The organism is Acidovorax sp. CF316 (assembly GCF_000276605.1).
In the GTDB taxonomy this organism is placed as follows: Bacteria; Pseudomonadota; Gammaproteobacteria; order Burkholderiales; family Burkholderiaceae_C; genus Acidovorax.
The window spans coordinates 1-26,127 of record NZ_AKJX01000161.1 but is presented as its reverse complement, the minus strand read 5'-3'; the positions used below and the strand labels follow the sequence as shown (position 1 = coordinate 26,127).

29 protein-coding genes are annotated in these 26,127 nt (G+C 69.1%); 16 read left to right on the top strand and 13 right to left on the bottom strand.

Going from position 1 to position 26,127, the window contains the following annotated elements:
• The coding region (locus PMI14_RS19900) for an ATP-dependent DNA helicase (RefSeq protein WP_007857127.1) at nt 1-1,811 on the top strand (1,811 nt) is incomplete at its 5' end.
• On the opposite strand, the gene PMI14_RS19895 is transcribed toward PMI14_RS19900, so the two are convergent.
• Both PMI14_RS19895 and PMI14_RS19890 read right to left on the bottom strand, forming a co-directional pair.
• Nucleotides 1,800-2,576, bottom strand: a complete 777-nt coding sequence (locus PMI14_RS19895; RefSeq protein ID WP_007857126.1) for an alpha/beta fold hydrolase — start codon at nt 2,574-2,576, stop codon at nt 1,800-1,802. The two genes, PMI14_RS19900 and PMI14_RS19895, sit on opposite strands and share 12 nt — an antisense overlap.
• 4 nt (nt 2,577-2,580) lie before the next feature.
• Nucleotides 2,581-3,594 carry a M14 family zinc carboxypeptidase gene (locus PMI14_RS19890; RefSeq protein WP_007857125.1) on the bottom strand — a complete coding sequence of 338 codons (1,014 nt, stop codon included), beginning with the start codon at nt 3,592-3,594 and terminating at the stop codon, nt 2,581-2,583.
• A 188-nt stretch (nt 3,595-3,782) separates the two neighbouring features.
• Here PMI14_RS19890 and PMI14_RS35805 point away from each other — a divergent pair, with 188 nt between their 5' ends.
• Genes PMI14_RS35805 through PMI14_RS19885 form a run of 3 tightly spaced genes read left to right on the top strand, consistent with a single transcriptional unit; the run spans nt 3,783 to nt 4,712 of the window.
• Nucleotides 3,783-3,914: a hypothetical protein gene (locus PMI14_RS35805; protein WP_007857124.1), complete on the top strand. Its 132-nt coding sequence runs from the start codon at nt 3,783-3,785 to the stop codon at nt 3,912-3,914.
• A complete protein-coding gene (locus PMI14_RS35335) occupies nt 3,880-4,050 on the top strand; it encodes a hypothetical protein (RefSeq protein WP_007857123.1) in 171 nt (56 codons plus the stop codon). The genes PMI14_RS35805 and PMI14_RS35335 overlap by 35 nt, the downstream gene beginning before the upstream one ends.
• Before the next feature lie 26 nt (nt 4,051-4,076).
• Nucleotides 4,077-4,712 carry a hemolysin III family protein gene (locus PMI14_RS19885; protein ID WP_007857122.1) on the top strand — a complete coding sequence of 212 codons (636 nt, stop codon included), beginning with the start codon at nt 4,077-4,079 and terminating at the stop codon, nt 4,710-4,712.
• 12 nt (nt 4,713-4,724) lie between these two features.
• Here the strand turns inward: PMI14_RS19885 and PMI14_RS19880 are convergent, their stop codons facing one another.
• From PMI14_RS19880 to PMI14_RS19835, 11 genes are all read right to left on the bottom strand, one after another.
• Nucleotides 4,725-6,101, bottom strand: coding sequence for an LLM class flavin-dependent oxidoreductase (locus PMI14_RS19880; RefSeq protein WP_007857121.1), 1,377 nt, complete (start codon nt 6,099-6,101; stop codon nt 4,725-4,727).
• A gap of 155 nt (nt 6,102-6,256) precedes the next feature.
• Nucleotides 6,257-6,472: a molybdopterin-binding protein gene (locus tag PMI14_RS19875; protein WP_007857120.1), complete on the bottom strand. Its 216-nt coding sequence runs from the start codon at nt 6,470-6,472 to the stop codon at nt 6,257-6,259.
• Between the two features lie 66 nt (nt 6,473-6,538).
• Entirely contained in the window at nt 6,539-7,363 is an 825-nt protein-coding gene (locus PMI14_RS19870) for an ATP-binding cassette domain-containing protein (RefSeq protein ID WP_007857119.1), read from the bottom strand.
• 4 nt (nt 7,364-7,367) lie between these two features.
• Entirely contained in the window at nt 7,368-8,345 is a 978-nt protein-coding gene (locus tag PMI14_RS19865; protein WP_007857118.1) for an aliphatic sulfonate ABC transporter substrate-binding protein, read from the bottom strand.
• 44 nt (nt 8,346-8,389) lie between these two features.
• On the bottom strand, nt 8,390-9,256 hold the full coding sequence (ssuC, locus tag PMI14_RS19860) for an aliphatic sulfonate ABC transporter permease SsuC (protein ID WP_007857117.1): 867 nt from the start codon (nt 9,254-9,256) through the stop codon (nt 8,390-8,392).
• Entirely contained in the window at nt 9,253-9,627 is a 375-nt protein-coding gene (locus tag PMI14_RS19855; protein WP_007857116.1) for a VOC family protein, read from the bottom strand. The genes ssuC and PMI14_RS19855 overlap by 4 nt, the downstream gene beginning before the upstream one ends.
• Nucleotides 9,628-9,656: 29 nt before the next feature.
• Nucleotides 9,657-10,820, bottom strand: a complete 1,164-nt coding sequence (gene ssuD / locus PMI14_RS19850) for an FMNH2-dependent alkanesulfonate monooxygenase (RefSeq protein ID WP_007857115.1) — start codon at nt 10,818-10,820, stop codon at nt 9,657-9,659.
• Nucleotides 10,821-10,842: 22 nt separating this feature from the next.
• The gene (locus PMI14_RS35330; protein ID WP_007857114.1) at nt 10,843-10,983 is read right to left on the bottom strand and encodes a hypothetical protein; all 141 of its coding nucleotides are present in this window, start codon (nt 10,981-10,983) and stop codon (nt 10,843-10,845) included.
• 20 nt (nt 10,984-11,003) lie between these two features.
• Entirely contained in the window at nt 11,004-11,978 is a 975-nt protein-coding gene (locus tag PMI14_RS19845) for a sulfonate ABC transporter substrate-binding protein (RefSeq protein WP_007857113.1), read from the bottom strand.
• A 191-nt stretch (nt 11,979-12,169) separates the two neighbouring features.
• The gene (ssuE, locus tag PMI14_RS19840; protein ID WP_007857112.1) at nt 12,170-12,760 is read right to left on the bottom strand and encodes an NADPH-dependent FMN reductase; all 591 of its coding nucleotides are present in this window, start codon (nt 12,758-12,760) and stop codon (nt 12,170-12,172) included.
• Between the two features lie 119 nt (nt 12,761-12,879).
• The gene (locus PMI14_RS19835) at nt 12,880-13,902 is read right to left on the bottom strand and encodes a sulfate ABC transporter substrate-binding protein (RefSeq protein ID WP_007857111.1); all 1,023 of its coding nucleotides are present in this window, start codon (nt 13,900-13,902) and stop codon (nt 12,880-12,882) included.
• A gap of 155 nt (nt 13,903-14,057) precedes the next feature.
• Between PMI14_RS19835 and PMI14_RS19830 the strand changes: the two genes are divergently transcribed.
• The 12 genes from PMI14_RS19830 (at nt 14,058) to PMI14_RS19775 (ending at nt 26,013) form a co-directional block, all read left to right on the top strand.
• The gene (locus PMI14_RS19830; RefSeq protein ID WP_007857110.1) at nt 14,058-14,330 is read left to right on the top strand and encodes an oxidative damage protection protein; all 273 of its coding nucleotides are present in this window, start codon (nt 14,058-14,060) and stop codon (nt 14,328-14,330) included.
• Between the two features lie 18 nt (nt 14,331-14,348).
• Nucleotides 14,349-16,262, top strand: a complete 1,914-nt coding sequence (gene mnmC, locus PMI14_RS19825) for an FAD-dependent 5-carboxymethylaminomethyl-2-thiouridine(34) oxidoreductase MnmC (RefSeq protein ID WP_007857109.1) — start codon at nt 14,349-14,351, stop codon at nt 16,260-16,262.
• A 134-nt stretch (nt 16,263-16,396) separates the two neighbouring features.
• Nucleotides 16,397-17,200, top strand: coding sequence for a sulfite exporter TauE/SafE family protein (locus PMI14_RS19820; RefSeq protein WP_007857108.1), 804 nt, complete (start codon nt 16,397-16,399; stop codon nt 17,198-17,200).
• Between the two features lie 10 nt (nt 17,201-17,210).
• Nucleotides 17,211-18,995 carry a nitrite/sulfite reductase gene (locus tag PMI14_RS19815; protein WP_007857107.1) on the top strand — a complete coding sequence of 595 codons (1,785 nt, stop codon included), beginning with the start codon at nt 17,211-17,213 and terminating at the stop codon, nt 18,993-18,995.
• Nucleotides 18,996-19,024: 29 nt separating this feature from the next.
• Nucleotides 19,025-19,417 (top strand): DUF934 domain-containing protein, encoded by a 393-nt coding sequence (locus tag PMI14_RS19810; RefSeq protein WP_007857106.1) that lies wholly within the window; start codon nt 19,025-19,027, stop codon nt 19,415-19,417.
• Nucleotides 19,418-19,421: 4 nt separating this feature from the next.
• The gene (locus PMI14_RS19805) at nt 19,422-20,045 is read left to right on the top strand and encodes a phosphoadenosine phosphosulfate reductase family protein (RefSeq protein ID WP_007857105.1); all 624 of its coding nucleotides are present in this window, start codon (nt 19,422-19,424) and stop codon (nt 20,043-20,045) included.
• 20 nt (nt 20,046-20,065) lie between these two features.
• Complete coding sequence (cysD, locus tag PMI14_RS19800; RefSeq protein WP_007857104.1) at nt 20,066-21,016, top strand: sulfate adenylyltransferase subunit CysD; 951 nt, start codon at nt 20,066-20,068, stop codon at nt 21,014-21,016.
• Nucleotides 21,016-22,374, top strand: a complete 1,359-nt coding sequence (locus PMI14_RS19795) for a sulfate adenylyltransferase subunit 1 (protein WP_007857103.1) — start codon at nt 21,016-21,018, stop codon at nt 22,372-22,374. The genes cysD and PMI14_RS19795 overlap by 1 nt, the downstream gene beginning before the upstream one ends.
• A 135-nt stretch (nt 22,375-22,509) precedes the next feature.
• Entirely contained in the window at nt 22,510-22,839 is a 330-nt protein-coding gene (gene fdxA, locus PMI14_RS19790) for a ferredoxin FdxA (protein ID WP_007857102.1), read from the top strand.
• A gap of 23 nt (nt 22,840-22,862) precedes the next feature.
• The gene (locus PMI14_RS19785; protein ID WP_007857101.1) at nt 22,863-23,942 is read left to right on the top strand and encodes an NAD(P)/FAD-dependent oxidoreductase; all 1,080 of its coding nucleotides are present in this window, start codon (nt 22,863-22,865) and stop codon (nt 23,940-23,942) included.
• A gap of 53 nt (nt 23,943-23,995) precedes the next feature.
• On the top strand, nt 23,996-24,697 hold the full coding sequence (locus tag PMI14_RS19780) for a response regulator (RefSeq protein ID WP_007857100.1): 702 nt from the start codon (nt 23,996-23,998) through the stop codon (nt 24,695-24,697).
• Nucleotides 24,694-26,013 (top strand): ATP-binding protein, encoded by a 1,320-nt coding sequence (locus PMI14_RS19775; protein ID WP_007857099.1) that lies wholly within the window; start codon nt 24,694-24,696, stop codon nt 26,011-26,013. Before PMI14_RS19780 ends, PMI14_RS19775 begins: the two co-directional genes overlap by 4 nt.
• The last annotated feature ends 114 nt before the right edge of the window (nt 26,014-26,127 follow it).

Sequence of the window (26,127 nt, the reverse complement as noted above, 5' to 3'; positions counted from 1 at the left end):
CGGCGCGCGATGCGGCGCTCAGCACGCTGGCCTTTCCCTTCGGCGGCTTTCGCCCCGGCCAGCGGCCGCTGGCCGAGGCCGTGTACAAGGCCGCCAGCGCCGGCCGCTGCCTCATGGCCCAGGCGCCCACGGGCATCGGCAAAACAATGGGCACCCTGTTCCCCCTGCTCAAGGCCGCACCCACGCAGCGGCTGGACAAGGTGTTCTTCCTGGCGGCCAAGACCTCGGGCCGGCAGATGGCGCTGGACGCCCTCGCCCGGCTGGCCGACAGCGCGCCCGCCCTGCCGCTGCGCGTGCTGGAGCTGGTGGCACGCGACAAGTCCTGCGAACACCCCGACAAGGCCTGCCACGGCGAGTCGTGCCCGCTGGCCCAGGGCTTCTACGACCGGCTGCCCGCCGCGCGCGCGGCCGCGCTGCAGCCCCTGGCCGGCAGCGAGCGCATCACCCTGCACCAGGCCCAGGTGCGCAGCGCGGCGCTGGCGCACCAGGTCTGCCCCTACTACCTGAGCCAGGAGCTGGCGCGCTGGGCCGACGTGGTGGTGGGCGACTACAACTACTACTTCGACATGGGTGGCCTGCTGCACGGCCTGGCCCAGGCCAATGGCTGGCGCACGGCGCTGCTGGTGGACGAGGCGCACAACCTCGTGGACCGGGGCCGCAAGATGTACACCGCCGAGCTGCGCCCCGAGGGACTGGCCCAGGCACGCCAGTCCGCCAGCGCCAGCCGCTACCCGGCAGTCAAGAAGGCGCTGGACAAGGTGCGCCGCGCCTGGGTGGCGCTGGACAAGCAGCAGGCCGCCGCCTATGCGGTGCACGAGGCCTTCCCCGAAGACCTGCTGGCCGCCCTGCAGCTGTGCGGCAACACCCTCACCGACCACCTGGCGGAGCACCCGGCCGAGCCCGATGCGGCCCTGCAGGCCTTCTACTTCGACGCCCTGCACCTGGTGCGCATGGCCGGGCTGCTCGACGCGCATTCGCTGGTGGACGTGACCCAGCCCAAGGCGCCAAGCCTGCCCAAGGCGGCGCGCGCGCCCGGCAGCTCCACCCTGTGCATCCGCAACCTGGTGCCCGCGCCCTTCCTGGCACCGCGCTGGGAGGCCGCGCACACCAGCACGCTGTTCTCGGCCACGCTGCAGCCACAGCGCTACTACACCGACCTGCTGGGCCTGCCCGAGGACCACCTGGCCATCGACGTGGAATCGCCGTTCCAGGCGGCGCAACTGTCGGTGCAGGTGGCGCGCCACATCTCCACCCGCTACCCGGACCGCAAGGCCTCGCTCGCGCCCATCGTGGCGCTGATGGCCCGGCAGTTCGGGGACCGGCCGGGCAACTACCTGGCCTTCTTCAGCAGCTACGAGTATTTGCAGCAGGCCGCCGCGCTGCTGGCCGAGCGCCACCCCGCGCTGCCGCACTGGAGCCAGTCGCGGCGCATGCTCGAATCGGAGCAAAAGCAGTTCCTCGCGCGCTTCACCGAAAGCAGCGAGGGCATCGGCTTCGCGGTGCTGGGCGGCGCCTTCGCCGAGGGCATCGACCTGCCGGGCCGGCGCCTGATCGGGGCCTTCCTGGCCACGCTGGGCCTGCCCCAGGTCAACCCCGTGAACGAGCAGGTCAAGGAGCGCATGCAGGCGCTGTTCGGCGAGGGCTACGACTACACCTACCTCTACCCCGGCCTGCAGAAGGTGGTGCAGGCCGCCGGCCGCGTGATCCGCACGCCCAGCGACGAAGGCGTGGTGCACCTCATGGACGACCGCTTCGGCCGGCCCGAAGTGCGTGCGCTGCTGCCCACCTGGTGGGCGCAGTCAGGCCGCTGACCGGCGGGCCGCCGCCCAATCGGCCACCTGCCCGGCCACCCAGGCCGGATCGTCCAGCGGCAGGTCATGCCCGGCCCAGGGGTGCAGCACCAGCGGGCAGCCCCAGGCGCTGGCGATGGACTGCGAGCACTGGCTGCTCACCAGGCCGTCCTGGGTGCTGGACAGCAGCAGCATGCGCTCCAGCGGGCAGGTGCGCGGTGCCCGGTAGCGCGCCGCCGCCGCCAGCTGGCGCACGGCATTGGCGCCCGACACCGGCCGTGCCTGGCGCGCCGCCACCCACGCGTCCACCACGGCAATGCGCTCGTCCGCCCGGTTGCTGGTGAGGCGCAGCACGGTGGCCTCGGCCTCGCGCGGGCTGCTGGCCAGCAGCACCCCGCGCACCAGGGCGCCCCAGTTGCGCGGCCGCAGCCGCCGGTAGAAGGGGCTGAAATTGCCAAAGCTGGTGTTGATGAGCACGCAGCCCTGCACCTCGGCCGGTGCCGTGCACGCCCATTCGGTGGCGACCATCGCCCCCAGCGACATGGCCAGCAGGTGGTACGGCCCGGTGATGCCGCGCTGCGCCAGTTCCGCCCGGCACTGCGCCACCATGGCCGCCACCGACAGCGGACTCTGGCGCGCATGCCACTGGCCATTGCCGGGCAGGTCCAGCATCAGCACCTCGGCGCCTGGCATGGCCGCCTGGAAGGCCTCCTTGAACCCGCCCCAGTGCACCGCCTCGCGCGTCAGACCGCGCAGAAAGATCCAGCGGATCGACTCCCGTGCCATGGGGTCAGTACCATGCAGCCAGCGCATCGGCCCTGCGCTGTACGCGCGCCTCGGGCGTGGGCACCCAGCGCTGGTGGCTGCCGGCCGCGCGCGAGAGGAAGTCGAGCAGCGGCATGTGCCGGCGCAGCACGCGCTGCAGGCGGTGGTTGATCAGCGGGTTGAAAATGCCCTTGCGCGAGAACAGCTGGCGCGGGTTCTTCTTGATCCAGCGCCAGGAACCCATCTCCAGCGTGAGCGGCAAGAAGGTGCGCGTGGGGTCGTTGCAGGCCTGCATGTACAGGTGGTCCCACAGGTCGCCGTGCGTGAGGTACTGCGCGCTCTGCGGCTCGATGATGTAGGGGTGGTAGGCATGGGCCTGCAGAAAGATCTCGTGCAGCGCATGCAGCTCCGGCAGGTGGGCAATCGGCTTGCGCGTGTGCGCGAACGGAAACCACAGCCGGTCGCTGATGCCGAAGCCCGAGTGGCAGTCCAGCGCGATGCTGAAGGGGCGCGAGAGCAATTCCTCCTGCACCACCTGGCACAGGGCCCGGCTCTCGGCCTCCATGGGCGCCCCGGGCTTGCCGCGGTACCAGGGAAGGCCCGCGCTCAACCGCTGGCCGCCGATCAGAAAGGGCACGCGGTCCAGCGCATCCACCGGGGCATTGCGCATCAAGTCCACGCCATTGGGGTTGGCGCGCGTTGCAGCCCACATGCCGCCCGGGTTCACGATGGGCATGAACACCAGGCGCACCTGTTCGAGCTGCTGGTTCAGCGCCATGTCCCAGGGCAGGCGCGTCACCACGTTCTGCAGGTAGGCGATCACCACCTCGGCGCCGATGCCCTCGAGCCCGTGGATGCCGCCGAAGAAGCCCATGGCCGGCAGGCTGCGGTCCGGATTGCCCAGGCTGATGGCATGCACCGGGAAGCGTTCGCCGGAGGCCAGCTCCACGGTGTGCGCCACGCGTGCCTCCAGGCGGCTGCCACCCTGGTCGATGATCCTCTCCAGTGCCGCGAGCTCGGGCAGAACGATGTCGGGCACGGTAGGTTGGGGCGTGTGAAAAGACAGGGGAAACAGGTGTAACAGTGCTCGCGCAGCGCAAGCATAGCGCTGCGCCCCGGGCGCAAGAAGCCCTTGTTGCAGGCGCGTTGCGATTTGCACCACTGACGCGAAACCGTCACATGGCGGGGCTATCTTGGAGCCGCACCACACAACCAAGGGGAGGTCCCATGCTCTGGAAACTACTCGGATTGCAGCGCTTGTTTGACGAGCTCTTCGACGAACGCTGGTTCTCGTTCGACCTTCCTGACAACGACCATTTCTTCCATGACGAACCGCTCCCGCTCTCCGCGCAGGATTAAGCCGCTGCGCGCAGCAGCCCTCTTCGGGCTCATGGGTTGCGCCATGGCCTGGGGCCTGGTGGAGCTGTTCGCGCTGCAGCGCTCGCGCTACCACGCCTGGCGCGGGCGCCACCACCACCCTGCCCTGCCGCGCTGAGCCGCCAGCACCACCCGCGCCTGGCCATGCAATGCCGCGACCAGAGCCCCGGCGAGGAGCTGGCCAACAGTGCCAGCCATGGCCTGGCACTGCTGGCCGCCGTGGTGGCCACCCCCTTCATCGTGGCCTCGGCCCGGCCGCAAGGCACGGCCGGCGTGGCCGGTGCCATCGTCTTTGCGAGCACCATGGTGCTGCTGTACATGGCCTCCACCGTGTACCACGCGCTGCCTGAAGGGCGCTTCAAGCAGGCGGCACTGAAGCTCGACCATGGCGCCATCTACCTCTTCATTGCGGGCAGCTACACGCCGTTTGCGCTGCTGCGGCCCGATGGCGACTGGAACCTGGCCCTGCTGGCCCTGGTCTGGGCCGTGGCCACGCTCGGCCTGGTGCTCAAGGCGCTCAACCGCTTGCGCACGGCCTGGCTGTCCACGGGCATGTACCTGCTCATGGGTTGGCTGGCGCTGGTGGCCGCCCTGCCCCTCATCGGCCACCTCACGCAGTGGAGCGCGCACTGGCTCATTGCTGGCGGCGTGGCCTATACCGTGGGCGTGGCCTTCTTCGTGCTCGATTCGCGGCTGCGATATGCGCATGCCGTGTGGCACGGCTTCGTGGCCGCCGGCACGGGCTGCCATGCCGTGGCCGTCATGGGCTACGGCGGCTGAGCGCCGGGGCCCTCAGGCAACCACCGCGGCCTCTTCCCACAGCACCGCACCGCTGGCCGCCTTTGCCGTGTGGCGGTTTACCGGCACGGGCAGCTGGAAGTGGCTGCGCAAGGTGTCGCCTGCATATTCGGTGCGCAGCAGGCCGCGCGCCTGCAGCACCGGCACGGCCAGTTCGACGAAGGCCTTGAGCGAGGTATTGGGCAGTGCCTCGAAGAAGTTGAAGCCATCGGCCGCACCGCCTTCGAACCAGCGCTGTATTTCATCGGCCACCTGCTCGGCCGTGCCCACGAAGGTGCGGCGCGGCCGGGCATGCCACAGGGCCACCTCGCGCAGGGTCAGGGCCTGCGCGCGCGCATGCTGCTTGATGCGGTCGCTGGTGCTCTGCTGGCTGTTGCGGCCCAGCTCGCCCAGGTCCGGGAAGGGTTCGTCCAGCGGGTACTGCGAAAAGTCGTGGTCGTTGAAGGGCCGGGCCAGCGCGGCAATCGCGTTCTCGATGGGCACCAGCGCGGCCAGTTCCTCGTAGCGGCGCTCGGCCTCCTCCTCGGTGCGGCCCACGATGGGGCGAAAGCCCGGCAGCAGGAACACCTCGTCGGGGTCGCGGCCTTCGGCGCGCACGCGCGCCTTCACGTCGCGGTAGTAGGCCTGCGCCTCCTCGAAGGTATCGGCGTGGAAGAAGATCGCATCGGCGCGCTGGGCGGCAAAGGCCTTGCCGTCGGGCGATGCCCCCGCCTGGATCACCGGCTGGCCCTGGCGCGAGCGCGCGATGTTGAGCGGCCCCTCGACGGCGAAGAACTCGCCCTGGTGGTCCAGCCGGTGCAGCTTGGCGGGGTCGAAGAACCGGCCCGTGGCCTTGTCGCGCAGCAGCGCATCGTCCTCCCACGAATCCCACAGGCCCTGCACCACGTCCAGGTGCTCGCCCGCCAGGCGGTAGCGCACGTCGTGCGCATAGTGTTCCTGGCGCCCGTAGTTGCGCGCGCTGCCGTCGAGCCAGGAGGTGACCACGTTCCAGCCCGCACGCCCGCCACTGATGTGGTCGAGCGAGGCGAACTGCCGGGCCACGGTGAAGGGCTCGCTGTAGCTGGCCGTGACAGTGGCCACCAGGCCGATGTGCGTGGTGACCGCCGCCAGCGCCGAGAGGATGGTCAGCGGCTCGAAGCGATTGAGGTAATGCGGGCTGGAGCGCGGCGTGATGTGCACGCTGTCGGCCACGAAGAGGAAGGAAAAGCGCGCATGCTCGGCCAGCTGCGCCTGCTGTGCGTAGAAGCGGAAATTCACGCTGGCATCGGTCACGGCGTTCTCGTGCCGCCAGTCGCCCCAGCCGGCGCCCACGCCGTGCAGCACCAGGCCGAATTGAAGGGTGCGTTGCTTCGGTGCGCTGCCTGCGGTCATGCCATGGGTCCTTGGATCGAAACCCGCAGCGTAGGCCGGCGTTGCGCAGCAGCCAACGAAGAAAAACAGATATCGCTACTTGTCGTCGTCCCCAACGGCAAAGGCCCTGCAGTGCAGGGCCTCGCACCGGGTGGGCCGTGGACGGCCCTGCTGGATCACAGCTTGGCGATGGACACCTCGGTCGACTTGACCAGCGCGACCACGTCGGAGCCGACGACCAGGGCCAGCTCGTCGACCGAGCGGGTCGTGATCACGGAGGTGACGATGCCCCAGGGGGTTTCGACATCGACTTCGGACACGACGTCGCCGCGAACGATCTCGCGCACTTTGCCCTTGAACTGGTTGCGTACGTTGATGGCTTGGATGGACATGAATTTCTCCTTGAAAAGTCCGAAAAATGGGGTGAACGGGTGAAAAGGTGGAATGCGGGCTGTCAGTCACACGGCCCAGCGCAGGCCGTGCGCAGGCACGCCGGGCCAGCGCGCATCGGCGGCGCTGGGCTCGGCATCGGGCTTTTGCAGCACGCGGTCGAGAATGCGTTTTTCGATCGCGGCAAACGCGGCATCGCCATGCGAACGCGGGCGCGGCAGGTCGATCAGCTGGTCGAGCGCGATCTGCCCGTCCTCGATCAGGATCACGCGGTCGGCCAAGGCTACGGCCTCCTGCACGTCGTGGGTCACCAGCAGCGCGGTGAAGCCACTGGCCTGCCACAGGCCTTCGATGAGGCGGTGCATCTCGATGCGGGTCAGCGCGTCGAGCGCGCCCAGGGGTTCGTCGAGCAGCAAAAGGCGCGGGTTGTGCACCAGGGCGCGCGCCAGGGCCACGCGCTGGCGCTGGCCGCCCGACAGGCGTGCCGGCCATTCGCCGAGCCGGTCGCCCAGGCCCACGCGGGCCAGCACGTCGGCCGCGGCACCGCGCCGCTCGGGCGGCAGGCCCAGGGCCACGTTGTCGGCTACACGTTTCCACGGCAGCAGGCGCGAGTCCTGGAACATGATGCGCGTGTCCTGGCTCAGGCCGTCCACGGCCTGTCCATCGAGGCGGATGGCGCCGCCCGAGACGGATTCCAGCCCCGCCACCAGGCGCAGCAGCGTGCTCTTGCCGCAGCCGCTGCGGCCCACGATGGCCACGAACTGGCCCGGCTCGATCACGAGCTCGGTCTTCTTGAGCACCTCGCGCGCGCCGTAGCGCTTGTCCACGCCGCGCACCTCCAGGCGCACGCCGTTGTTGCTGCTGTCACGCGTTGGAACGTAGGTTTGTGCCATGGTGTCAGGCTCCTGGCTTGAAGAGGGCCACTTCCAGCGTGTTCACACGCCGGGGCAGCAGTTTCTCGGACAGGAAGGCATCGGCGATGCGCTGCTGCTCGGACAGGCCCGCAGGCAGCACGGCACGCACCTCGTAGCTGCGTCGGCTGTTGGCCTGCTCCACCGTGGCGGCATCGAGCCCCCACACCGGCGCCAGCAGCGCCGCAGCGTCCTTGGGATTGCCCTTGACCCAGGTGCCGGCCTTCTGCAACTCGGCAAACAGCACGCGCAGCACGTCGGCGCGCGCCTGGGCATAAGGGGTGGAAGCCAGGTAGTAGCGCTGGTAGGAGGCCACGCCCTGGCCATCGGCCAGCACGCGCACGCTCGACTGGCGCTGCACGGCGGCGAGGAACGGGTCCCACACCACCCAGGCATCGATGGCACCGCGCTCGAACGCGGCACGGCCGTCGGCCGGCGTGAGGTAGGCGGGGTCGATGTCCTTGAACGACAGGCCGGCCTTCTCCAGGGCGGCGATCAGCAGGTAGTGGGCCCCGGCGGCCTTGGCAAAGCCGATCTTCTTGCCCTTGAGGTCGGCCACGGTCTTGAGCGGCGAATCGGCGCGCACCACGATGGCCTGGGCCGAGGGCGATGGAGCCTCCTGCGCCACGAAGGTCAGGGCCGCGCCGGCCGCCTGGGCGAACACGGGCACGGTGTCGGCCACGTCGGCACTGACATCGATGTTGCCCAGGTTCAGGGCTTCGAGCAGCGGCAGGCCGCTGGTGAATTCGTGCCAGGTGACCTTGGCGCCCAGCGGGGCCAGCAGTTTTTCGAGCGTGCCCTGGGTCTTGAGCACCACGATCAGGGTGGACGACTTCTGGTAGCCGATGCGCACGGTATCGGGCTTGGCGCCGCTTTGCGCGCTGGCCAGGCCGCTGGCCGTGGCGGCCAGGGCTGCCAGTGCACCGAGCGTGGTGCGCCGGGAGGTGGGGGAGGAGAAAGACATGGAAATCCTTGGAGCCCCTCTGGCGGGGCATGCATTGGGGGTGTTCAGGTGCTCTGGTAGCCGGGGTGCCAGCGCAGCCAATAGCGCTCCAGCGTCTTGGCGAAGACGTCGGCCAGCTTGCCCAGCAGCGCGTACAGCAAAATGCCCACGAGCACGATGTCGGTCTGCAGGAACTCGCGGGCGTTCATGGTCAGGTAGCCGATGCCCGACTGCGCCGAGATGGTCTCGGCCACGATCAGGATCACCCACATCAGGCCCAGCGAGAAGCGCAGGCCCACCAGGATGCTGGACAGCGCGCCCGGCAGGATGATCTGGCGGTACAGTTGCCAGCGCGACAGGCCGTAGGTGCGGCCCATCTCGATCAGGCCCGGGTCCACGTTGCGGATGCCGTGGAAGGTGTTCAGGTAGATCGGGAAGAAGACCGACACGCTGATCAGGAACAGCTTGGCCGACTCGTCGATGCCGAACCACAGGATCACCAGCGGGATCAGCGCCAGCGCGGGGATGTTGCGCACCATCTGGATGGTGGAGTCGAGCAGGGTCTCGAACAGGCGCACCGAGCCCGTGAGCAGCCCCAGCGCCAGGCCCAGACCGCCGCCGATGGCCAGGCCCGCCAGGGCCCGGCCGGCGCTGACCTTGACGTGGGTCCACAGCTCGCCCGATGCGGTCAGCGTCCAGGCGGCCTTGACGACCTCCAGCGGCGCGGGCAGCACCCGGGTGGAGAGCCAGCCCAGCGACGAGGCGATCTGCCACACGACGATCAGCGTGACGGGCACGGCCCAGGGCAGCAGGCGCAGCAGCACGCCCTTGGCAAAGCGCAGCGCGGGCGATGCAGCCAGCGGCGCCAGGCTGGCGGCGTCGATGGAATCGGCCACGGGCGATGCCTGCAGCTCACGGGTGGTGGTGGTCATGCGAACTCCTGTCGTTCGGTGTCGGGTTCCAGAAATTCCAGCTGGTTGCCCGCCGGGTCTTTCACGTAAAAGCGCAGGTAGCCGGGCAGCGCCCGGTTCTCCACCAGCGGCAGCTGGGCCTGCAGCAGGCGCCCGCGCAGCGCGGGCAGGTCCTGCACCTCCAGTGCCAGGTGCGACACCGAGGGCGCGCCCTGCCAGTGGTCGGTGGGCACCAGGTCGATGCGCTGGGTGCCGGCGGCAAAATGCAGCGCATTGCCTGCCGCTATGCGCACCTCGGGCAGGCCGAGCAGGCTGCTGTAGAAATTGCGGATGGGTTCCTCGGCCCCGGCCGGAAAGGCCAGCTGCACGTGGTTGATGGAATGGATGGCCATGGGCGATCTCCTTGGGTGCGGTGCGGCGCTCAGCTTTGCGAGGCGCGCGGGGGCAGTTCGTTGGCGACGGATTCGCCGAACGGGCCCAGCGGGTTGCCGCCGGTAAGCTTCTCGCGCACGGCCAGCGGCAGCAGCGGGAACACCAGCTCGGCAAAGCGGTAGGCCTCCTCCAGGTGCGGGTAGCCCGAGAGCACGAAGGTATCCAGGCCCAGGGCCGCGTACTCCTCGATGCGCGCGGCCACGGTCTGCGGATCGCCCACCAGGGCCGTGCCCGCGCCACCGCGCACCAGGCCCACGCCGGCCCACAGGTTGGGGCTGATCTCCAGGTCGGCGCGCGCACGCTTGGCCCCGCCGGCATGCAGGCGCGCCATGCGCCGCTGGCCTTCGGAGTCCATGCGCGAGAACACCGCCTGGGCGCGCACCACGGTGGCGTCGTCCACATGGCTGATGAGCTCCTCGGCAGCGGCCCAGGCCTGCTCGTCGGTCTCGCGCACGATCACGTGCAGGCGGATGCCGAACGTCACCGTGCGGCCCTTTGCCGCCGCGCGTGCCCGCACGTCGGCCACCTTCTTGGCCACCTCGGCCGGCGGTTCGCCCCAGGTCAGGTAGGTCTCGACCTGCTCGGCCGCCAGGTCGTGCGCCGCCTCGGACGACCCGCCGAAGTACACCGGTGGATGCGGGTGCTGCAGCGGCGGGAAGAGCAGCTTGGCGCCCTTCACCGTGAGGTGCTGGCCGTCGAAATCGTAGGTCTCGCCGGTGTGGCTGCGCGCCATGATCTCGCGCCAGATGCGGATGAACTCGGCCGACTGCTCGTAGCGCGTGGCATGGTCCAGGAACACGCCGTCGCCCTCGAGCTCGGTCTGGTCGCCACCCGTCACCAGGTTGATCAGCAGGCGCCCGCCCGAGATCCGGTCGAACGAGGCCGCCATGCGTGCCGCCAGCGCGGGCTGGTGCAGGCCCGGGCGCACGGCGACGAGGAACTTGAGCTTCTTGGTGACGGCGATCAGGCTCGAGGCGATCACCCAGGGGTCTTCGCACGAACGGCCGGTGGGGATGAGCACGCCCTCGTAGCCCAGGCTGTCCGCTGCCACGGCGACCTGCTGCAGGTAGTCGTGGCTGAGCTGGCGCGCACCCTTGGAGGTGCCCAGGTAACGGCTGTCGCCGTGGGTGGGGATAAACCAGAAGATCTGCATGGAAAACCTCTTTGTTGTGGCGTCAGTAGGAGATGGCGAAACCGAACCGGGGAGCACCCACACCCGCGCAGCGCGGCCGGGTGGGCAGCCCCCAGGAGCTGGCGGTCACGCACAGCACGCGGCGCAATTGCTCGTGCAGCGGAAAGGGCATGGGGGTGTGCATGGACGGCTCCCGGGGAACGGTCAGGCGCCCAGGTCTACGGGCGCGGCGTGCAGCAGGTTCAGCTTCTTGGGGATGAGCTTGAGCTCGAAGAAGGTGTCGGCAATCGACTGCTGCTCGGCGATGATTTCGCGCGTCACGGGGGCCGTGCCGAACTTGGCGCGGCTCAGGTACAGGTCGGTGATGCTGCGGTCCAGGCCCAGCACCGTGGTCAGCTCCGCGGCCGCTGCGGCCTTGTTCTTGGAGGCCCAGGTATCGATGGCATTGACCTCCTCGATGGCGATGCGCAGCACATCGATGTTGCGCGTGGCGTAGTCGCGCGAGGTGAAGTAGTAGGCACGGTTGTTGACCACGCCGGTGGCGTCCACCAGCAGGCGCGCGTCCAGCGTCTTCTGGGCGGCGGCCAGGAACGGGTCCCAGATGATCCAGGCGTCCACGGCACCCTTCTCGAAGGCGGCGCGGGCGTCTGCCGGGGCCAGGAAGATCGACTGCACGTCGCCGTACTTCAGGCCGTTCCTCTCCAGCAGCTTGACCAGGAAGTACTGCACGTTGGAGCCCTTGTTGTAGGCCACGCGCTTGCCCTTGAGATCGGCCACGCTGCGGATGGGCGAATCCTTGGGCACGATCACCGCCTCCAGCGCCGGGCGCGGCACGGTGGCACCGGCATACACCAAGGGAGCACCGGCGGCCTGGGCAAAGATCGGCGGGGCCTCGCCCACATCGCCGAAGTCGATGGCGCCCACGTTGAGTGCCTCCAGCTGCACCGGGCCGGCGTTGAATTCGGTCCAGGTGACCTTCACACCCAGCGGTGCCAGGCGCTTTTCGAGCGTGCCGCGGCCCTTGAGGATGGACAGCCAGCCCTTCTGGTGGCCGACGCGCAGCACGCGCCCCGACGAGGCCTGGCCGAAGGCCGTGCCGCTGGCGGCACCCAAGGCGGCAGCAGCCAGGCTGGACAGGACCACCTGGCGGCGGCGGGAAGAGATCAGGGCTTGTGTCATGGTGTTGTGTCTTTCAGCAATGTCTGGTTGTGCGGTGGCCGGCCAACAGCGAGCGCCGGGGCTTGCCTGCGGGCATGCAGCGGCCTGGCCTGCCCGCATCGGCGGGTACCGGCTCGAAGAAAACGAAATGGGGAGAAAAGGGAGAGGGGTCCCGCCAGGCGCCTGCAAAGGCGCCGGCAACACCCACGGCGTCAGACGCTACATCGCACCTGCGAGAAATGCACCGGCGCAAACCGGCCCGTTTGCGCTGCGGGTGGGCGCAGGGTTTCGGTGATCAGCACGTTGACCGCTTCGTCCAGGCGGGCAGCGATGTCGGCGTGCAGGTCGTAGGCGCCCTCGGGCGTCAGGGCCACCTGGGAGTCGGTGGCATAGATGCCGGGCAGGATGCTCTTGGCGCCCAGCGACTGCAACACGGGCCGCAGGGCATAGTCCAGCGCCAGCATGTGGTGCGGGCTGCCGCCCGTGGCCAGAGGCAGCACGACCTTGCCCTTGAGCGCGGTCTGCGGCAGCAGGTCCAGGAAGACCTTGAGCACGCCGCTGTAGGCGGCCTTGTAGACCGGTGTGGCGACCACCAGCACGCGGGCCTGGGCCACCTGGTCGATGGCGCCGACCACCGTGGGGTGGGCGAAATCGGCCAGCAGCAGGGCCTGGGGCGACAGGTCGCGGATGTGGATGCGATCCACCAGCGCCCCGCGCACCGACAGGCGTTGGGCCACGGCGTCCAGCAGGGCGGCTGAGCGCGAGCGTTCCGACGGGCTGCCGGCAATGAGAAGGGCGGACATAGGATGAAGCAATTCGTAAGGGCGTGGCTCTGCAAGCGCCACCGTGGAGCCGGCCATGCCGGGCCACGGGTGGCGCCCATCGAGGGCAAGCGGCCACAGCAGGCCGCTTCGGGGTGGGCTTATTTCTTCGTGTAGATCTGGTCGAAGCTGGCGTTGTCGGCGAAGTGCTCCTTGGCCGCCTTGTCCCATCCGCCGAAGGCGTCGTTGATGGTGAACAGGTTCAGCTTGGGGAACTGCTTGGCGTACTTGGCCTTGGCCTTCTCGGACACGGCGGGGCGGTAGAAGTGCTTGCCGGCGATGTCCTGGCCTTCCTCGGTGTACAGGTACTTGAGGTATTCCTCGGCCACCACGCGGGTGCCCTTCTTGTCCACGTTCTTGTCCACCACGGTCACGGCGGGCTCGGCCAGGATGGACAGCGAGGGCGCGATCACGTCGAACTTGGTGCCGAATTCCTTTTCCAGCAGGTAGGCTTCGTTTTCCCAGGCGATCAGCACGTCACCCTGGTTGCGCTGGGCAAAGGTGATGGTGGAGCCGCGCGCGCCGGTGTCCAGCACGGGCACGTTGCCGTAGAGCTTGGCCACGAAATCCTTGGCCTTGGCATCGCCGCCGAGCTTGCGCTTGGCGAATTCCCAGGCCGCCAGGTAGTTCCAGCGGGCGCCGCCCGAGGTCTTCGGGTTGGGCGTGATCACGCTGATGCCGGGCTTGATGAGGTCGTCCCAGTCCTTGATGCCCTTGGGGTTGCCCTGGCGCACCACGAGCACGATGGTCGAGGTGTAGGGCGAGCTGTTGTGCGGCAGGCGCTTTTGCCAGTCCTTGGGGATCCAGCCGCCGTTGGCGTTCAGCGCATCGGTGTCGCCGGCCAGGGCCAGGGTGGCCACGTCGGCGTCCAGCCCGTCGATGATGGAGCGCGCCTGCTTGCCCGAGCCGCCGTGCGACTGCTTGATCGTCACGTCCTGGCCGGTCTTGCCCTTCCAGTATTTGGCGAAGGCCTGGTTGAAGTCCACGTACAGTTCGCGGGTGGGGTCGTACGACACGTTCAGCAGGGTCACCGACTGCGCAAACGACGGCAATGCCGTCAGGGCCAAGCTGCCCACCAGAGCGGCGGCAAACGGAAACTTGATAAAGTCGCGGCGAAAATTCATGGAGAGCCTCTTAGGATTGAATGCGGACAGGTGCTGAACACCGATGGGCCGCATTCTGGAAGGCCTCCATCAAAACCGAAACAACTAAGATTTCAGTTCTTTATACCGAAACTATCTGAGCGCTTCGCTCAGCCAACAATTCAAAGGAAATCCCCATGGCACGCACCGTTCAATGTATCAAGCTCGGCAAGGAAGCCGAAGGCCTGGATTTCCCCCCCTACCCCGGCGAGCTGGGCAAGCGCATCTGGGAAAGCGTGAGCAAGGAGGCCTGGGCCGGCTGGCTCAAGCACCAGACCATGCTGGTCAATGAAAACCGCCTGAACCTGGCCGACGCGCGCGCCCGCCAGTATTTGGCGCGCCAGATGGAGAACCATTTCTTCGGCGGCGGTGCCGACGCCGCAGCAGGTTACGTTCCACCGAGCCCCTGAGCACACCCTCGCCCATCCATGTCCGAGCCTGTCGAATGGCTGCCGGACGGCACCCCCTACAGCCCCCGCTTCGGCGACCGCTACCACAGTGAAAACGGCGGCCTCACGCAGGCCCGCCAGGTGTTCCTGCACGGCTGCGGGCTGCCGCAGGCCTGGGCCGGGCAAGCGCAATGGCGCATCCTGGAAACCGGGTTCGGCTTCGGCCTGAACTTCCTGGTGACCTGGGCCGCCTGGCGGGCCGATCCCGAGCGCTGCACGCTGCTGCATTTCGTCTCCACCGAGGCCTGGCCCGTGGGGGCCGAGGATCTGCTGCGCGCCACCACCGTGCACCCCGAGCTGGCGCCTCTCGCGCGCGAACTCCACGCCCATTGGTGGGGCCTGCTGCCGGGTGTGCACCGGCTCAGTTTCGACGAAGGGCGCGTGCTGCTCACCCTGTACGTGGGCGACACCCAGGCCATGCTGCGCCAGCAGATGCCTACGGTGGATGCCGTCTACCTCGATGGCTTCAGCCCCCAGCGCAACCCGGAGATCTGGGACAGCCACACCCTCAAGGCGGTGGCGCGCTGCTGCCGGCGCGGCACGCGCCTGGCCACCTGGACCATTGCCCGCGCCGTGCGCGATGCCCTGGCGCAGTGCGGCTTCGAGGTCACCCGCGCGCCCGGCGTGCCGCCCAAGCGCGACAACCTGCACGCCACCTACAACCCGCACTGGGAGCCGCGCACCGCGCCCCAGGCCCAGGCCCAGGCGGAGCCTCGGCCACCGGGCGACTGCATCGTGATCGGCGGCGGCGTGGCCGGTGCGGCCAGCGCAGCCAGCCTGGCGCGGCGCGGCTGGCGCGTGCAGCTGCTGGACCAGGCGGCGGCGCCGGCGGCCGGCGCCTCGGGCCTGCCCGCAGGCGTGTTTGCGCCCCATGTCTCGCCCGACGACAGCCTGCTCTCCCGCCTGTCGCGCAGCGGGGTGCGCGCCACCCTGGCCCAGGCCCGCGCGCTGCTGCGCGAGGGACAGGATTTCGGCCAGAGCGGCGTGCTGGAGCGGCATGCGGCCGACAAGGCCCGCAGCAAGGTGCTGCCCGCCACCTGGGCCGACGGCCCCGGCAGCGACTGGAGCAAGAGCGCCAGCGAAGACACGCTGCAGCGCGCCCATCTGCCGGCCGACACCCACGCCAACTGGCACCCCCATGCCGGCTGGCTGCGGCCGGCACGCCTGGTGTCCGCCCTGCTGGCCCAGCCGGGCATCACCTGGCGCGGCGGCTGCCGCGTGGCACGCCTGCAGCGCCTGGGCGATGGCCCGGACGCCCCGTGGCAGGCGTTGGACGCCCAAGGCCATGTGCTCGCACAAGCGGCGGTGGTGGTGATTGCCGCCGGCGCCGACAGCCGCACGCTGCTGGCCAACCACTGGCCCCTGCAGTCCCTGCGCGGCCAGGTGTCCATCGGCACCTATGCGCCGGGAGAGGCGCCGCTGGCCCCGTTTCCACTCAATGGCAACGGCAACCTGGTGCCCGACTTTCCGCTGTCGGACGAGCCGGATGTACAGCGCGCCTGGATCATGGGTTCGACCTTCGAGCGCGGCATGACCGCCCTGCCCCCGACACCCGCCGAGCAACAGGAGGCCCACGCCGCCAACCACGGCAAGATGCAGGGGCTTCTGCCCAGCGCCGCCGAGCGCCTGCAGGCCGGCTTTGCCGGCCCGGCCACCGGCCTGCGCACCTGGGCTGCCGTGCGCTGCACCCTGCACGACCGGCTGCCCGTGGTGGGCCCGGTCGATGCGGCGGCCCTGCCGGGGCTGTGGACCTGCACGGCCATGGGCGCGCGCGGGCTGACCCTGTCCGTGCTGTGCGGCGAACTGCTCGCGGCCCGGCTGCAGGGCGAGCCCCTGCCGCTCGACGCCAAGCTGGCCAAGGCGCTGGGCGCCGAACGGCTGGCTGGCGTGTAACCAACATGCGACAGCGGCGGGGCACACGGCACCCCTCGCCAACCCGCACCAGCATTGGCGCATAAGCTTATCCGCATAAGGGAAGGACAAAACAATAGTTTGTTTCCATAAGGACCGCTCTTACATTCGCTGCCATGCATGATTTGGCGTTTGTCTTTGCGGGTTTTGCGGTGGGGCTCATCGTCGGCCTGACCGGTGTCGGCGGTGGCTCGCTGATGACGCCTGTGCTGATCTTCTTCTTCGGCGTCAAGCCGCACCTGGCCATCGGCACCGACCTGCTGTTCGCCGCCTTCACCAAGATGGGCGGCACGGTGAGCATGGCGCGCCAGCGCCTGGTGCCCTGGCGCGTGGTGGGCCAGTTGTGCGCGGGCAGCATCCCCGCGGCCATCCTGGCGCTGTGGGCGCTCAAGGAACTGGGCCCCGCAAGCGCCCAGGCGCAGCGCATCATGACCACCACGCTGGGCTTTGCCCTGCTGCTCACGGCCGCCGCCACGCTGTACAAGGTGATCGCCTTTTCGCGCCAGCGCCAGGCAGCCGACCAGGCCCTGCGCCTGGCCAATGCCGAACAGGCCACCCGCCCGCGCCACTGGAGCCTGCCGGTGCTGCTGGGCGCGGTGATCGGCACGCTGGTGACCTTCACATCGGTGGGCGCGGGCGCCATCGGCGTCACCGTGCTGCTGCTGGTCTACCCCCTGTTGCCACTGCCACGCATCATCGGCGCCGACATCGCCTACGCCGTGCCATTGACCCTGGTGGCAGGGCTGGGCCATGCCTCGCTCGGCTCCGTGGATTGGAGTTTGCTTGCACAATTGCTGGCTGGCTCGCTGCCGGGCATCTGGCTGGGCTCCCGCCTGGTCACCCGCACGCCCGAGCGCCTGATCCGCTCTGCCCTGTCCGTCCTGCTGGCCTGGGCAGGCGCCAAATTGATTCTGATTTAAGCCCACGACGATGTACCAATACACAGAATTCGACAAGACGTTCGTCCACCAGCGCGCGCGCCAGTTCCGCGACCAGCTCAACCGCTGGCAGGCCGGCAAGCTCGCCGAAGACGATTTCCGCCCGCTGCGCCTGCAGAACGGCTGGTACGTGCAGCGCTACGCGCCCATGCTGCGCGTGGCCGTGCCCTACGGCGAGATCGCCAGCCGCCAGCTGCGCGTGCTGGCCACCATCGCCCGCGACTACGACGAACCCGAAGCGGCCGTGTTCAAGGCTGCCATGGAAGGCCAGGGCCTCTTGGGCACCACCTTCCTGCCCAAGAACTGCGCCCACTTCACCACGCGCACCAACGTGCAGTTCAACTGGATCCCGCTGTCCAAGAGCGCCGACGTGATGGACCTCTTGGCCAGCGTGGACATGCACGGCATCCAGACCAGCGGCAACTGCATCCGCAACACCACCACCGACGCGCTGGCCGGCGTGGCCGTGGACGAGCTGATCGACCCGCGTCCCTACGCCGAGATCCTGCGCCAGTGGACCACGCTGCACCCCGAGTTCGCCTTTTTGCCGCGCAAGTTCAAGATCGCCATCAGCGGCGCCGCCGATGACCGCGCTGCCACGGGCTGGCACGACGTGGGCCTGCACATGGCCAAGAATGAAGCCGGCGAGATCGGCTTCAAGGTCTTCGTGGGCGGCGGCATGGGCCGCACCCCGGTGATCGGCACCGTGATCCGCGAGTTCCTGCCCTGGAACCAGATCATGAACTACATCGAGGCCATCGTGCGCGTGTACAACGAGCACGGCCGCCGCGACAACAAGTACAAGGCGCGCATCAAGATCCTGGTCAAGTCCGAAGGCCAGCAGTACATCGACGACGTGGAAGAAGAGTACCGCCAGATCATGGAGATCGACGGTGGCCCGCACACCGTGCCCCAGGCCGAATTCGACCGTGTGGCCGCCTGCTTCGTGCCGCCCGTGCTGGCCGACATCGCCGATGCCGACCCCGCCGCGCTGGAGGCCGCACTCCAGGCGCAGTCCACCGAACACGTGGCCTTCGGCCGCTGGCTCAAGCGCAACGTGCACGCCCACAAGAATGCACAGCTGCGCGCTGTCACGCTGTCCTTCAAGCGCCCCGGCCAGTCGCCGGGCGACGCCACCAGCGAACAGCTCGTGGCCCTGGCCGACCTGGTGGACAAGTACTCCGCCGGCGAAGCCCGCGTGACGCACGACCAGAACGTGCTGCTGCCCTGGGTGCATGCCAGCCGCCTGTTCGAGCTGTGGCAAGAGGCCAAGGCCCTGGGCCTGGCCAGCGCCAACGTGCAGTTGCTCACCGACATGATCGCCTGCCCCGGCGGTGATTTCTGCTCGCTGGCCAATGCGCGCTCGCTGCCGATCGCCGAGGCCATCACGCAGCGCTACCAGGACCTCGACGAGCTCGACGACATCGGCGAGATCGACCTGCACATCAGCGGCTGCATCAACAGCTGCGGCCACCACCACAGCGGCCACATCGGCATCCTGGGCGTGGACAAGGACGGCAAGGAGTGGTACCAGGTCACGCTGGGCGGCTCCGATGGTTCCGACCTGTCCGGCCCGGCCGTGGCCGGCAAGGTCATCGGCCCCTCGTTCTCGGCGGCCGAAGTGCCCGACGTGATCGAAGCCGTGCTCGGCACCTACCGCGACCTGCGCGAAAGCGGCGAAACCTTCCAGTCCACCGTGCGCCGCGCCGGCCTGGACCCGTTCAAGGAAGCCGCCAAGACGGCACGCCACAAGGACGAGGCCGTGGCTGCAGCCTGAGCCCGGCCCAGAAAAGAGATGGACACCCCATGAAGATACTTGCATCCCAAGACCACCAGGCCCCTGCCGAAGGCGACACCCGCACCGTGGCGCTGGCCAACGATGCCGACGCGCTCAAGCTCAGCCTCGACGGCGTGGAACGCGTGGACCTGCATTTCCCCAGCTTCACCGATGGCCGCGCCTTCAGCCAGGCCTTCCTGCTGCGCCGCCGCCGCGGCTTTGCGGGCGACATCCGCGCCACGGGCGACGTGCTGATCGACCAGCTGGTGCAGATGCAGCGCACGGGCTTTTCCTCGGCCGTACTGCGCGAAGGCGTGGACGCTGCCGATGCCCAGCGCCAGTTCGAGATGTTCCCTGGCTACTACCAGGGCGACGCGGTCCACCACCAGCCGATCTTTGCCGACAAGGCCGCCACCGCCTGACACCATGAGCCAATTCGATCTCGCATCCATCAATGCCGAACTCGGCCGCAACGCCGAGGGCCTCGTCGCCTGGGCCCTGGGCCTGGGCCAAAGCCCCATCGTCACCACCAACTTCCGCCCCTTCGAGGCCGTGATCCTGCACATGGTCAGCCGCGTGCAGCCCGATGTGCCCGTGGTCTGGATGGACAACGGCTACAACACCGAAGCCACCTACCGCTTTGCGGACGAAGTGACGAAACAGCTCGGCCTGAACCTCAGGATCTACCTGCCGCGCCGCTCGCGCGCCCACCGCGAGGCGGTGGAAGGCGCGACGCCCGGGCTGGACGACCCACGCCATGCGGCCTTCACCGAGGAAGTGAAGCTCGAGCCCTTTGCCCGCGCCCTGCGCGAGACCGCGCCCAAGGTCTGGTTCACCGCGCTGCGCGCCACCGACACCGCCGTGCGCGCCCAGATGGACCCGGTGAGCATCAACCCCGACGGGCTGATCAAGATCGCGCCGCTGCTGCACTGGTCGTCCAAGGAGCTGTACGAGTACTGCCAGAAGCACGGCCTGCCCAACAACTTCGACTACGTGGACCCCACCAAGGGCGAAGAGAACCGCGAGTGCGGCCTGCACATCGCGCATTGACTCTATCGCAGACCCCGACCATGAACGCCCGCACCGATGCCGCGCTGCTGCAGAACGAGAACATGAGCCACCACCTGAACAATTCGCACCTCGACGCCCTGGAAGAGGAAACCATCTTCATCCTGCGCGAGGTCGCCGCCGCCTTCGAGCGCCCCACCCTGCTGTTCTCGGGCGGCAAGGACTCGCTGGTGATGCTCAAGTGCGCGGAGAAGGCCTTCGGCGCGGGCCGCATCCCCTACCCGCTGCTCATGATCGACACGGGCCACAACTTCCCCGAGGTCACGGATTTCCGTGACTCCCGCGCCAAGGAGCTGGGCGCCGAGCTCATCGTGCGCAATGTGGAAGATTCCATGGCGCGCGGCACGGTGCGCCTGGCCCACCCGGGCGAGAGCCGCAACGTGCACCAGTCGGTCACGCTGCTCGAAGCCATCGAGGAGTTCCGCTTCGATGCCCTGATCGGCGGCGCGCGCCGCGACGAAGAGAAGGCCCGCGCCAAGGAGCGCATCTTCTCGCACCGCGACAGCTTCGGCCAATGGCAGCCCAAGGCCCAGCGCCCCGAGCTGTGGACGCTGTTCAACACCCGGCTGCAGCCCGGCGAGCACTTTCGCGTGTTCCCGATCAGCAACTGGACCGAACTCGATGTGTGGCAGTACATCGACCGCGAGCAGATCAGCCTGCCCAGCATCTATTACACGCACAAGCGCGAAGTGGTGGACCGCAAGGGCCTGCTGATGCCCGTGACCGAGCTCACGCCGCCACGCGAAGGCGAGACGGTGCAGACGCGCGACGTGCGCTTTCGCACCGTGGGCGACATCACCTGCACGGCACCGGTGGAAAGCACGGCGGCCACCCCGGGCGAGATCGTCATCGAGACCCTGGCGGCCGACGTGAGCGAGCGCGGCGCGACCCGCATGGACGACAAGACGAGCGATGCCTCGATGGAAAAGCGCAAGAAGGACGGGTATTTCTGATGACCACCGCACACCAAGCCACCGCACCGGCCGCCAGCGCCGCGGGCAGCCACCACGCCTCGGCCCTGAAGTTCATCACCTGCGGCAGCGTCGACGACGGCAAGAGCACACTGATCGGCCGCCTGCTGGTGGACAGCAAGGCCGTGCTGCAGGACCACTTGGCCGGCGTGCAGCGCCAGGGCGAGACCGACCTGGCCCTGCTGACCGACGGCCTCTCGGCCGAGCGCGAGCAGGGCATCACCATCGACGTGGCCTACCGCTACTTTGCCACCGAAGCGCGCAAGTTCATCATCGGCGACGCGCCCGGCCATGAGCAGTACACGCGCAACATGGTCACCGCCGCGAGCAGCGCCGACGCCGCCGTGGTGCTGGTCGATGCAACCAAGCTCGACTGGCAGAACCCGGCCCTCGCGCTGCTGCCGCAGACCCGCCGCCACTCGCTGCTGGCGCACCTGCTGCGCGTGCACTCGCTGGTGTTCGCCGTGAACAAGCTCGATGCCGTGGCCAACCCCGAGCAGGCCTTTGCGCACATCAGCGCCGCCCTGGCGAAGTTTGCCGCGGATGCCGGCATTGCCGTGCGCGCCACGGTGCCGGTCTCGGCCCTGAAGGGCTGGAACGTGGTCGACGCCCATGCAGGCTGGTGCGGCTACAACGGCCCCACGCTGCTCGAAGTGCTCGAGCAGTTGCCCAACACACCGGCCGATACGGGCCTGCCGCTGGCCTTCCCGGTCCAATGGGTGGAGAAGTTCTCCTCCTCGTCCGACACCTCGCAGGGCCGCCGCGTGTTCTGGGGCCGCGTGGCCGCCGGCAACGTGGCGCCCGGCACGGCCGTGCAGATCTTCCCGAGCGGCCAGAGCGCCACCGTGGCCCAGGTGCTCGACCATGCACGCCGCCCCGTGGGCGTGGATGCGGGCCAGAGCGCCGGCATCATCCTCGACCGCGAGGTGGACGTGTCGCGCGGCGACTGGATCCTGGCCGCGCCTGCCGCAGCCGCGGCCCCGGCCGACGATGATTTCGACACGCCCGCCGCCGTGCCCGCCTGGCCTGCCAGCCGCGAGCTGCTGACCACCGTGGCCTGGATGGACGACGAGCCCCTGGTCGCCGGCCGCGTGTACTGGGCGCTGCACGGCCACCGCTGGGTCAAGGCCAAGGTCAAGCGCGTGGTGCACCGCCTGGACATCAACACCCTGGCCGAGGACGATGCCACGCAGCTCGACCCCAACGCCATCGGCCATGTGGAACTGCTGCTGCAGGAGCCCCTGCCCGCGGCCTCCTTCGCCCAGGCACGGGTGCTCGGTTCGCTGATCCTGGTGGACACCGCGAGCCACAAAACGGCTGGCGCGGTCCTGGTCAACTGATCCTCATTCGCAATGGGCACCCATTTGTGTGCCCAAAACCCCTGCGTCACCTTCTCAGACCCAGGGGCCCCGCAACCCAAGGCCAGTGAAAGCTCCTAAAATAGAGGGTTTTCACTGACCCACACAACTCTCGTCATGACCCACGTCGTCTCCGAAAACTGCATCAAGTGCAAGTTCACCGATTGTGTGGACGTCTGCCCCGTGGACTGCTTCCGCGAAGGCCCGAACATGCTCGTCATCGATCCCGATGAGTGCATCGACTGCGCCGTCTGCATCCCCGAGTGCCCGGCCAACGCCATCTTTGCCGAAGAAGACCTGCCAGCCGACCAGATCGCCTTCATCAAGATCAACGCCGACCTGGCTTTCGCCGACGGCTGGAAGAGCATCACCAAGCGCAAGCCCGCCCTGCCCGACGCCGACGAGTGGAACGGCAAGCCCGGCAAGGTCAACGACCTGGTCCGCTGAGCGGCACCGCAGCTCCTTCACCGGTGTCCACGCCCGCGCAACCCTCCTCTCCCATCGCCACGGATGCCGTGGTCATCGGCGCAGGCCCCGTGGGCCTGTTCCAGGTCTTCCAGCTCGGCCTGCAGGGCATCACCGCCCATGTGATCGACGCCCTGCCCCATGCCGGCGGCCAGTGCGTGGAGCTGTACGGCGACAAACCCATCTACGACATCCCGGGCGTGCCCGTGTGCAGCGGGCGCGAGCTGGCCGCCCTGTTGCTGCAGCAGATCGCGCCATTCCAGCCGCACTGGCACCTGGCCAGCCTGGTCGCCTCCGTGGCGCTGCAGGACGATGGCCGCATCCTCGTCACCACCAGCCAGGGCCAGGCCCTGCTGGCCCGCTCGGTCTTCATCGCGGCCGGCGTGGGCGCCTTCGTGCCGCGCACGCTCAAGGTCGACGGCATCGAGCCCTGGGTGGGCACCCAGGTGCACTACCAGCACCTGCCCGCCGGCACCCCGGTGGCCGGCCAGCGCGTGGTGGTGCATGGCGGCGATGACGCCGCGGTGGCCCATGCCATCGCCCTGTCGGCCCTGCCCGAAGCCGAGGCCCCGGCCCGCATCCGCCTGCTGTACCGCCGCGATGCCTTCCAGGCCCCGCCCGAGCAGCTGCAGCAACTGCAGGCACTGCGCGACGCGGGCCGCGTGGAGGTCATCGTGGGCCAGATCACCGGCCTGGTCGCCGAGGGTGGTCGCCTGGCAGCGCTGCAGGTGGTGGACACCGAAGGCCAGACGGCGAGCGAGCCGCTTGACTGCCTGATTGCCGCGCTGGGCATCTCCCCGCGCCTGGGGCCCATCGCCGACTGGGGCATCGCCATCGAGCGCAAGCAGCTGGTGGTGGACACGGCGACGTTCCGCACCAGCGTGCCCGGCATCCATGCCGTGGGCGACATCAACACCTACCCGGGCAAGCGCAAGCTCATCCTGTGCGGCTTCCACGAAGCCACGCTGGCCGCCTTCGCGGCGGCCGAGGCCCTCACGGGCGACAAGGTGGCGCTGCAGTACACGACCACCAGCCCGCGCCTGCATGCGCTGCTGGGTGTGGCCGCACCCTCCGCAGCACCCTGAGCCAGGCGGGCTGTGCTAACTTCAGCCCACCGCCACTGCGACAAGATCTCCGTATGACCCGCTGCCTGCTGGTGGATGACGATCCCGCCATCCGCACCCTGCTGCTCGACTACCTGGGCACCTTCGGCTTCACGACCGAGGCCGTGGGCGACGGCCGGGGCATGCGTGCCGCGCTGGCGCGCCAGGGCTTCGATGTGGTGCTGCTGGACCTGATGCTGCCCGACGAGGACGGCCTGACCCTGTGCCAGTGGGTGCGCCGCGACCACGGGCAGTTGCCGGTCATCGTGCTCACCGCCCAGGGCGACCCGATGTCGCGCGTGCTCGGCCTGGAACTCGGGGCCGATGACTACCTGGCCAAGCCCTTCGAGCCACGCGAACTGGTGGCCCGCATCAAGGCCGTGCTGCGGCGCGGTGCGGCCGCCCCGCCCCAGGCCGATGCGCCCCAGGTGCGCTTCGAGGGCTGGACCTTCGACCGCCTGCGGCGCGAGCTGGTCTCGCCCGACGGCACCATGGTGGCCCTGTCGAGCGCCGAGTTCCGGCTGCTGGAGGCCTTCACGGCCCATGCCGGCAAGGTGCTCAGCCGCGACCGGCTGCTCGACCTCTCGCGCGCGCCCGGTGTGGTGGTGAGCGACCGCAGCATCGACCTGGCTGTCTCGCGTCTGCGCGGCAAGCTCGGCGAAGGCCAGCGCGAGCGCCCGCTGATCCGCACCATGCGCGGCGAGGGCTACCTGTTCGACGTCGAGGTGCAGCGGTGAACCAACCCGTGGCCTCGGGCAAGCGCTGGAACTGGCGCCGCCTGGACACGCTGTTCCTGCGCCTGTTCATCCTGATGTGGGTGGCGCTGGCAGGCAGCCACCTGGTGGCCTACCTCACGGTCACCAAGCTGCGCCACCAGCAGGACCTCTCCACCACGCTCTCGCGCCTGCCGCCGCTGGCCTCGCTGCCGCCCGGCAACCCCCTCACCGGTGCGGGCGTGCCTGGCGGCCCACCCAGGCCCGGTGGGCCCGGCGCCAATCCCTGGCCCGGGCCACCGCCCATGGGCGGCGAACGCATGCCACCGCCGCCCCTGCAGCCGCCCGGCGGCACGGCAGCGGGCAGCGACGCCCGCCCACCCAACCCCTTCACCGCCGGCAATCCGCCGCGCATGAGCGGGCCCATGCCCCTCAATTCCCTGTGGATGGACTATGGCATCCGCTTCGTGCTGATCGGCTTGGCGGCCTTCCTCGGTGCGCGCTGGCTGTCGCGCCCCATGCTGCGCCTGTCCCACGCTGCCAGCGCCCTCTCGCAGAACATCGACAAGGGCGGCAAGCCGCCCGTGCTCGACGAAACGCTGGGTACCGTGGAGGTGCGCAATGCCGCCCAGGTGTTCAACCAGATGTCGCAGCGGCTCAAGGAGCAGTTCGACGCACGCGGCCTGCACATGGCCGCCGTGTCGCACGACCTGCGCACGCCCCTGACCCGGCTGCGCATGCGCGTGGCCCAGTGGCCCGAGGGCCCGGCCCAGCAGGCCGCCATCAACGACATCCGTGAGATGGACGAGATGATCGGCGACACCCTGGCCGTGCTGCGCGAGCAGCACGAGGGCAGCGAAGCCCGCTCCATCGACCTGGTGGCCATGCTGCAGGCCCTGGTGGACGACCTGGCCGACCAGGGCCATCCCGTGGAGCTGCGGGCCCCTGCCAGCGCCACCCCCGTGCGGGTGCGGGCGCGCACCGCCGCGCTGCGCCGCGTGATCGGCAACCTGGTGGGCAATGCCGTGCGCCATGGCGGTGGGGCCACCCTCACCGTGCATGCCCTGCCCGAGGGCGCCGTGCTGCACATCGACGATTCGGGGCCCGGTATTCCCGAGGCGCAGCTGGGGCTGGCCCTGGAGCCCTGGGTGCGCCTGTCGCAGGATGCGGCGCCTGCTCCCCATGCCATGGCGGGGGACCTGCCGGCGCGCACTGCCGGTTACGGGCTGGGCCTGGCCATTGCGCGCGACCTGGCGGAGCGCGATGGCTGCCGGCTGAGCCTGCACAACCGGCCTGAAGGCGGGTTGCGTGCGCAGTTGGTCATACCGCAGGCAGGCTGAATGTCGCGTTCAGGCAATTTTTAACGGTGTGCTTTGATTGAGGGCGGAGGCCGGGATGTGCGCCCGGCGGCGCAGTAACTTTCTCTTGCGTCGCCAAGAGAAAGTCACCAAAGA